9 protein-coding genes are annotated in these 7,584 nt (G+C 54.7%); 3 read left to right on the forward strand and 6 right to left on the reverse strand.

What is annotated here, in order from left to right:
- Together ACIQ20_RS14860 and ACIQ20_RS14865 are read left to right on the forward strand one after the other, a co-directional pair.
- Positions 1-190: hypothetical protein (locus ACIQ20_RS14860; protein WP_395781642.1), on the forward strand; the 190-nt coding region annotated here is incomplete at its 5' end.
- A 575-nt stretch (positions 191-765) separates the two neighbouring features.
- Entirely contained in the window at positions 766-1,911 is a 1,146-nt protein-coding gene (locus ACIQ20_RS14865; RefSeq protein WP_395781644.1) for a Fic family protein, read from the forward strand.
- A gap of 176 nt (positions 1,912-2,087) precedes the next feature.
- Here the strand turns inward: ACIQ20_RS14865 and ACIQ20_RS14870 are convergent, their stop codons facing one another.
- From ACIQ20_RS14870 to ACIQ20_RS14885, 4 genes are all read right to left on the reverse strand, one after another.
- On the reverse strand, positions 2,088-2,639 hold the full coding sequence (locus ACIQ20_RS14870; protein ID WP_346381165.1) for a hypothetical protein: 552 nt from the start codon (positions 2,637-2,639) through the stop codon (positions 2,088-2,090).
- A gap of 324 nt (positions 2,640-2,963) precedes the next feature.
- On the reverse strand, positions 2,964-3,254 hold the full coding sequence (locus tag ACIQ20_RS14875) for a hypothetical protein (protein ID WP_346381164.1): 291 nt from the start codon (positions 3,252-3,254) through the stop codon (positions 2,964-2,966).
- Positions 3,255-3,469: 215 nt separating this feature from the next.
- Positions 3,470-3,874 carry a hypothetical protein gene (locus ACIQ20_RS14880; protein WP_395781646.1) on the reverse strand — a complete coding sequence of 135 codons (405 nt, stop codon included), beginning with the start codon at positions 3,872-3,874 and terminating at the stop codon, positions 3,470-3,472.
- Positions 3,875-4,021: 147 nt separating this feature from the next.
- Positions 4,022-4,819 carry a hypothetical protein gene (locus ACIQ20_RS14885; protein ID WP_395781648.1) on the reverse strand — a complete coding sequence of 266 codons (798 nt, stop codon included), beginning with the start codon at positions 4,817-4,819 and terminating at the stop codon, positions 4,022-4,024.
- A gap of 206 nt (positions 4,820-5,025) precedes the next feature.
- Here ACIQ20_RS14885 and ACIQ20_RS14890 point away from each other — a divergent pair, with 206 nt between their 5' ends.
- Entirely contained in the window at positions 5,026-6,618 is a 1,593-nt protein-coding gene (locus tag ACIQ20_RS14890; protein ID WP_395781650.1) for a sodium:solute symporter, read from the forward strand.
- Here the strand turns inward: ACIQ20_RS14890 and ACIQ20_RS14895 are convergent.
- Both ACIQ20_RS14895 and ACIQ20_RS14900 read right to left on the reverse strand, forming a co-directional pair.
- A complete protein-coding gene (locus tag ACIQ20_RS14895) occupies positions 6,615-6,833 on the reverse strand; it encodes a hypothetical protein (protein WP_395781652.1) in 219 nt (72 codons plus the stop codon). The two genes, ACIQ20_RS14890 and ACIQ20_RS14895, sit on opposite strands and share 4 nt — an antisense overlap.
- A 142-nt stretch (positions 6,834-6,975) precedes the next feature.
- On the reverse strand, positions 6,976-7,584 hold a 609-nt coding region (locus ACIQ20_RS14900), incomplete at its 5' end, for a ribonucleotide-diphosphate reductase subunit beta (RefSeq protein ID WP_395781654.1).

Raw genomic sequence — 7,584 nt, forward strand, 5'->3', positions numbered from 1 at the left:
GGTGTGGCCATTATGGACGATCATCGGCTTTCCGATTGCTCATGTCACGCCGGGCTTGATCGGCCACCGCTTGTTTGACCGTGATGATTCAATTGGCGACATCCGACTGACCCGTACGGATTTTCCGCTGTGGTGGTTTCTGATCGCCAATCATTTGATGGCGTTTCGAGTCTTGACCCTCCGATGGTGATCGACATGAAGGATCGGAAGTGGCGGTTAGCGTTCAATGCCTGGAAATGGCAACTTACGGACCCAACCTCCCCCAAGCCAGACCATCCCCTTTCGGCCAACATCAGTCATTTAGGCGAGCTCAACAGATCCACTTTGGCGCACCTCTTACTGCTCTCAGATGCTGGCCCAAACCTTGTTCCGCTCCTAATCCGAATGCGGAGATGTCTGATGGGAAGACACCTCAAGGCAAAGCCAAACCCATTTTGGGGCGTATCAAAATCATTTGTGCGCTGTCGGTACTAGTGGGGTGACAACAAAGGTGCCAGCCGCCTCGACGGCGAAAGCCGGTCCCCGACCTTTTCAATCTGACTTAAACTTTGAACACCGTTGCCACAGGCCGCGCCTAGGGAAATGCGGGGCTCAGATGTTCGAGTCACCTAGGCGGCACCATCACTCCAATGGCACTCTAAGCAGATAGCATTGCATCCGCGGAGTAGGCCTTGCAAACTGGACCGCTAAACATGAGTGATAAACACTTGCTTTATGCCTCATTTTGCGAGAATTTGTGAGTTATAATTGGAAGGTTTAAAACTCATGGGTTGGAACTGGCAGCATAAGGATTGGCCCAGCTTTCGTTGGGATGCGGAGATTGTAGCAGGTTTTGAAGCGCAATTCATGCAAAACACGGGCATTCAAATCGGTGCAGCGAAACATCTTGACGATGAAACGCGCCAGTTAGTGCTGGTAGATATGCTTACAGGAGAGGCATTGAAAACGTCCGAAATTGAAGGCGAAATTCTCAACCGTGACAGTGTGCAATCGTCGATCTTGGGGCAGTTTGGTTTGTCTCCTGAACAAAAGCGTGTGCCGCCTGCCGAACGCGGCATTTCAGAATTGATGATAGATTTGTATCGTAACTTTGCAGAGTCGCTTGATGACGACACTTTGTTCAATTGGCACCGCATGGTCACAAACGGCCGCCATGATCTGCGTGAGATTGGAGTATACCGAAGCCAAGGCGATCCCATGCAGGTTGTCTCGGGCGCAATCTATAAACCAAAAGTACATTTCGAAGCACCTCCTGCAAATGACATGCGTTCTGAGATGACAGCGTTCATCAAGTGGTTTTCTGAGACATCTAAGGACGGCGCATCACCATTATCGCCACTTATCCGCGCAGGCATCGCACATCTTTATTTTGTGTCGATCCATCCTTTTGAAGATGGCAATGGCCGCATTGCCCGCGCACTTGCGGAAAAGGCCCTTGCCCAAGGTATCGGGCGACCAACGCTTATAGCATTGTCCCAAACAATTCATCGCAACCGCAATGCCTATTATGATGCACTTGAGAACAACAATAAGGACTTGGAAATCACCCCATGGCTTGCGTATTTTTGCCAGACAGTGCTCGATGCGCAAGCTCAAAGCCAACGCATGATCGATTTTCTTATCGAGAAAACAAAAATGTATGATCGATTGCGGGGTCAGCTTAATGAGCGTCAACAACGTGCCCTTCAGCGCTTATTCCGTGAAGGTCCCGACAGTTTCAAAGGCGGATTGAGCGCCGCTAACTACATCACAATCACGGGTGCTTCCCGAGCAACAGCAACCCGTGATCTAAGTGACCTTGTTGAGAAAGGCGCGCTTGTTGAAACTGGCACACTTAAGTCCACACGTTATTGGCTTCTAATCCAAACCCCAATCAACCTAACTCAAGACCTCGATCACGACGCAAACTAGGCGTTTGTTCACGGCCTTCATGGCTTTGTCCTCTTAGGCGACAGAACTTGGCAGGATCGTGTCCCAAAGCGTGTTGTAATAGCGGCCTCACAATGTGGCCGGTTTAGGGCTTGGCCGGTCATGATCAGGGGACTTTCGCGAGCATGATGATGGCTCCGATGAGGCGCTTGCATGGCTCAATGCCCTTTGAGCGGCCGATCGATCAGCACTGCCAGCAGAAGTGCTGGGCCGCCGTGCGCGGTCCATGCGTGGTTGGTGCCGCGTTGGATCACCACCTGCCCCGGCCTGATCCGTGTCTCCCCATTTTCCAGAGTCAACGACACCTCACCCTGGAGCAGGCAGATCACGTCAATCGAATGTGTCTCGTGCATCGCGGAATGGCGCGACTGGTCGATGATGTGATGGGCACCGTCGAAGTCTGCGAAGCGGTCACGCACCGCCGCGTCGAGTGCTTCTTTCGGCACGCCATCGGGCGTCGGCGTGATGACGAACCAGCGCACCTGCACATTGCCAGCACGCGGGCCCAGCACCGGACGCTTTGTGCCCAGGTCGTCGTGCACCTGGGGATCGAGCGGCCCCGACGCGCAGTCTTCCCAGATCTCGAACAGGCCCCCGAGACAAGGATCGCCGATCTCCGAGGACGGCCCGCCGTCGATGATGATTACCGATTTGCCGTCGGCGTCGTCGCCCGTGATGACCCGGCGCATGGCTTCCCGGAATGCACTCATGGCTTGCCCCCTCTCACGAATGGTCTTCCAGCGGCGGCCAAGTGTCCCAAAGGATCGCAATCCAGCCGGTAAGACTTGTTACAGCAAATCGAGGGGCGACCACAAGCCACAGCAGACGCTTCCCAAACCGCTACGATCACTGAGCCACCTATTTCCTGGCCTTCATCGAGCTGGCTTGCGCAACGCAGGGAGGACACGAATGTCGAGCCGTCTCAGGGCAGGGCCGGGGCCAATTTGCGACAGCCAACGCCGTGCCCGGTCGCAAGTTATTGCCGGCCCGAAAATACTGAGGCAGGACTGGGGTAGGTCAGCCGGACGGATATGCTAGTCGCGTTTCCGCCATAGAATCACCAACGCGACAAGCGCGAGTAACAGCGCGATGACGCCGCTTAAGTTGACTGCCGCCCACGGCTCCTTGAGGCGCAACACCGTCGCGTAGAGATCATTGCGTAGAGCGACATTGTTTTGCTCGCCGGCTGACTCCAGTGCGCCATAGATGCCTCCAGTAGCGGCAACAACAGACGCGTCGCCGAAATTCGCAAGCACAATGAGACCTACGCCTAGAAGCGCAAGCAATGCCAACAAAACCAGAAGGAGGGGCTTCGTGTCTCGCATGCTTTCCCCCAGAATGTCTTCACCAAGCCAACACCCAAGCATGGTCCCTAAACGCAGACAATGGCAATTTGAGGCTAGATCCAAGGCATAGCAGAAGTAGGGACAACCGCAACCCGAAGCGCGATTTACAACCAGCCCGGGACAAGTTTGCTTTGCATGATCATTTGGCAATACGAGCAGTCGCAAAGGACCTTCGTGTCCAATCCCCCAAAGCCCTACTTCGCCGCCGACTTGGTAGCCGTCATAGCGGTGCAGATTTGGCGCATTTTGGAAATGCTGGTGACACTCAAACTCTTGCCTTCAAGGCCAGAATACGCGGCAGTATCTTGGCAGGAGTCTGCAAAGCCGTTCCAACGGGTGGTGAGGTCTGCGCGGTAGGCGTCGCAATGCGCGCGCATAGCGCGATTGCGTAAGGCGACCTTGTCAGCTGCGTCGCCAACCAGAAGGTCGAGATTGAGGCCGTCGAACTTAGCGTCCGCTGCTTGCAAGCAGCTGCGATAGGTTGCGTCCCGCTCTGGAGTACTGGCTTGGCCCTGGGTGGTTTGGACGCCTGCGAAGGCAAAACCTGCTGCCAAAGCAGCAGCGACGATAGCTGTAGCAACGATGACTGGTTTGCGCATTCTCTTCACTCCAAATTGGGTCCCAGACAATGCCAACGGCATTTGTATCTGTTTGGGACAAGCCTATCTGGAGAAGCGATTCTCGTGCCACGCGAGTTTTAGAGGGCCTTAGTGCTCAGGCGTTGCGTCTGGCGCGAAGGGCTCACGCTAATTCTTAAACCCGCGAATGAGGTCGACCAATGGCTGTTGGCTGACTTTGATCGTGCCAGTTGCCGGGCGGTCGAGATCAAAGATGGTAACAAGCGAGAGGGTTAGGAGCAGAAATAGCAAGCCGTTACCTATCCGGTGCACAAGGCTTAGGATGGGTTGGGAGTAGCCCAGAACAAAGGCTGCAATGAAGGCGTAACCGATCAACATCGCAACAACGCTGGTTGGCACTTTGGCGAGATTGATCGCCTCGCGCGCGCTGCCGACATCGATCACCTCGTTGACGCTTGCCATGACGGCAGGGCCCATCGGGGCAGACGCAACACTCTGGGTGGCGGCGATGCCAAGGGTCGCCAGCATGGCGCGTTGACGCTCGGCCTCAGCAGCCAAGGGTGGCTTATCGTGGAAGGCAGCCTGACCATAAGCCAAGCGCGTCTTGGCATAGGCCTCCAATTGTTCTCGCAGCTGCGCACGCAAAGGCTCAGCAGCGAAAGCGGTACGGATATGAGCGGTACCGATAGCATTGGCCTCCTGCACCACCAGATCGCGACGCGACTCATAACGGTCCAAGGCCATGCCAAAGGTGAAAGCAATCAAAAGGCCTAACAGCGAAAAGACACTGGAAAGCAGATAGTCCACCCCATCTGGCTTGTCATCAGAGAGAGCACCAACCCGACGACGCAAAACTTGGCGCAGCTTCCGGCCCAAGAATTCGAAAAGGACCAGACTGACCAGCAAGATCAGGCAGAAGTGCCATAGCGGCTGATCTGTAACCAAGGATTCGAGTATATCTAACATCTTCACCAGCCTCTAAGGCGCGTTGGCGGCTAACTTAGGCCAGTATCCGTTGAAGTTTGGAACCGGGTCAAGCCTTGCGAGGGAGGAAATGCCGTGGCGTATAGGCGCTGTGAAAACTCACGCTTCAATGGTTGTCGAACGAGAGTGGTCACTTTAGCGTGATCGGACGGTTGCGCAGATAACCCGTCACATCTGGGGGAAGAGACATGGACACGCTACAAGCATCGATGGCGAGCTTGGACTGGATCATCGTCATCGGCTACATGGTGGGTATCATCCTATTAGGATTGGTCGCGTCGCGCGGGCAGACAGATGCCAAGGACTATTTCCTCGCCTCCCGCTCTGCGACTTGGCCAACCATTGGCCTCGCCCTCATCGGTTCCAATATCTCTGCCACCACGCTGATTGGCCTTGCGGGGGCTGCCTATACGATTGGCATTTCGGTATTCAATTACGAGTGGATGGCCACCGTCATTCTGGCAATTTATTGTGTCTTTGTTCTACCTGCCGTCCTGCGCAGCCAAGTCTATACGATGCCAGAGTTTCTCGAGCGGCGTTATTCCAGCTCCATCCGGCTTTATTTTTCAGGCCTGACGATCTTCCTCAATATTGTCGTCGATACCGCCGCGACTTTATTTGGTGGCGCAATCCTGTTCAAACTCCTCTTCCCAAGTCTCGAGTTGTGGGAAATTGCAGCCATACTGGCGGTGACGGCAGGGCTTTATACAGCTTTGGGGGGACTGCGCGCCGTGATGGTGACCGAAGTGGTTCAGACGATTTTGTTGCTTGGCGCATCTGTCTTCATCGCCTACTTCTCGTTTGCAAAGGCTGGTGGTTGGCACGTTGTGATGAGCCAAGTTGACCCAGAGAAACTCAGCCTGATCCGGCCCAATGACGATCAAGGCGTACCGTGGTTTGGCCTGATCACAGGGGTGCCGCTTCTAGGCTTTTACTTCTGGTGCACCAACCAATTCATGGCCCAACGTGTCATGAGTGCCAAAACCCTTGATCATGGGCGTTGGGGTAGCTTGTTTGCCGGTGTCTTGAAGCTGCCAATCTTGTTCTTGATGGTTCTGCCCGGCACGGCAGCCATCCTGATTTATCCAGACTTGGCCAAAGGCGACATGGTCTATCCGACCCTGATCTTTGATCTTTTGCCTGTTGGGATTGTCGGGATTGTGATTGCAGGCTTCTTGGCTGCGATCATGTCGTCCATCGCTTCGACCTTCAATTCGGCCTCAACCCTTGTAACGATGGACTTTGCTCGCAAGATCGCGCCAAACTTAAGCCAGACAGCCCTGGTACGGATTGGTCGGATCACCACCCTTGTCTTGATGGTGTTGGCAATTGCCTGGATCCCCGTCATCGAGAAGCACGCAGACTCGCTCTGGCAATATATCCAAGCCGTGCTGGCCTATGCGGTGCCGCCGATCGTCGCGCTTTTTGTTTTAGGCCTGTTCTGGAAGCGGGCAAACGCAACCGGGGCCAAGATTGGACTGACGCTTGGCACGCTATGTGGCATCTATTTGTTCATCGCCATTGCAATGGAGAAATCCATCAACATGCACTTCTTGATTGCTGCGGTGGTGATTTTCGCGGTGGCTTTGGTAGCAACGGTTCTAGGCTCGCTCCTCGCCCCTGCGCCAGAGCTCGCCCGGATTGAAACCTTGATGTGGCGCAAGGCTGACTATGATGCAGAGACCGAGCATCTGCGGACCCGCCCACTCTGGCAGAATTATCGGGTCCAAGCGGTCATTTTGATTGGAATTACTGCCGTATTGGTCTGGATTTGGCGCTAGTGGATCGTTGGGGTATCGCGGCCCAGCCTGCCCCCCAGCACGTCCTCTAAAACAGAGCGCAAGCCCCGCCAGGCATCAGCCACAATGGGTGAGCCTTCGCTTTCCAACTCACGTATTGTGCGATCAGCAACGCCGAGGGCTTCATCGCCATGGGTATCGACCAATGCCCACGCAATACGGGTCAGACTGTCGACGGGGATAAGATTGAGACGCATGTGAGACCATCCTGTTCGATGATCCCACTTCAAGAAGCGTGCCAGCCAAATCATTGATAAATTCGGCTATTTTATTGACAAACTTTGGAATTGGTAGGCAATTCGTGCCGCTTGCGCGGCACGAATGGTCAATAAGAAGGACTTAGAGCGCGTCCTCGGACGAGCGCTTTTGCAGCATGCGATCAAACATCGACCACACACCCTCTTCCCCGTGCCAATCGCCCTTGGTGGCACCCTTTGAGTATTCGGTCGCGCGAGCCTCAAAGAAGTTGGCATGCTCCACGCCGTTCAGCATGGGGCTGAGCCAAGGCAATGGATGCTCGGTCACGCCATAAACGGTTGGCAGCTCGAGCTGCGACAAACGCCAGTCGGCAATATAGCGGATATAGGCTTTGATATCTTCTGGAACCATGCCTTGAACAGGGCCCATTTCGAAGGCCAAATCGATGAACTTGTCTTCGAGCTTCACCACGGTTTTGCAGCAATCGACGATATCGTCTTTCACCGAAGGTGACAGCTTGCCGGTTTCGCGGGCATAGGTGTGGAACAATTTGACCATGCCTTCGCAATGCAGGCTTTCATCGCGAACCGACCAAGACACAATCTGGCCCATGCCCTTCATCTTGTTGAAGCGCGGGAAGTTCATCAGCATGGCAAAAGACGCAAACAGCTGGAGGCCTTCGGTGAAGCCACCAAACATCGCCAAGGTGCGCAACACGTCTTCTTCGGTGTCGACCCCAAAGTCCTGCAT

The sequence above is a fragment of the Aquidulcibacter sp. genome, from assembly GCF_044346625.1.
Taxonomy (GTDB): Bacteria; Pseudomonadota; Alphaproteobacteria; order Caulobacterales; family Aquidulcibacteraceae; genus Aquidulcibacter.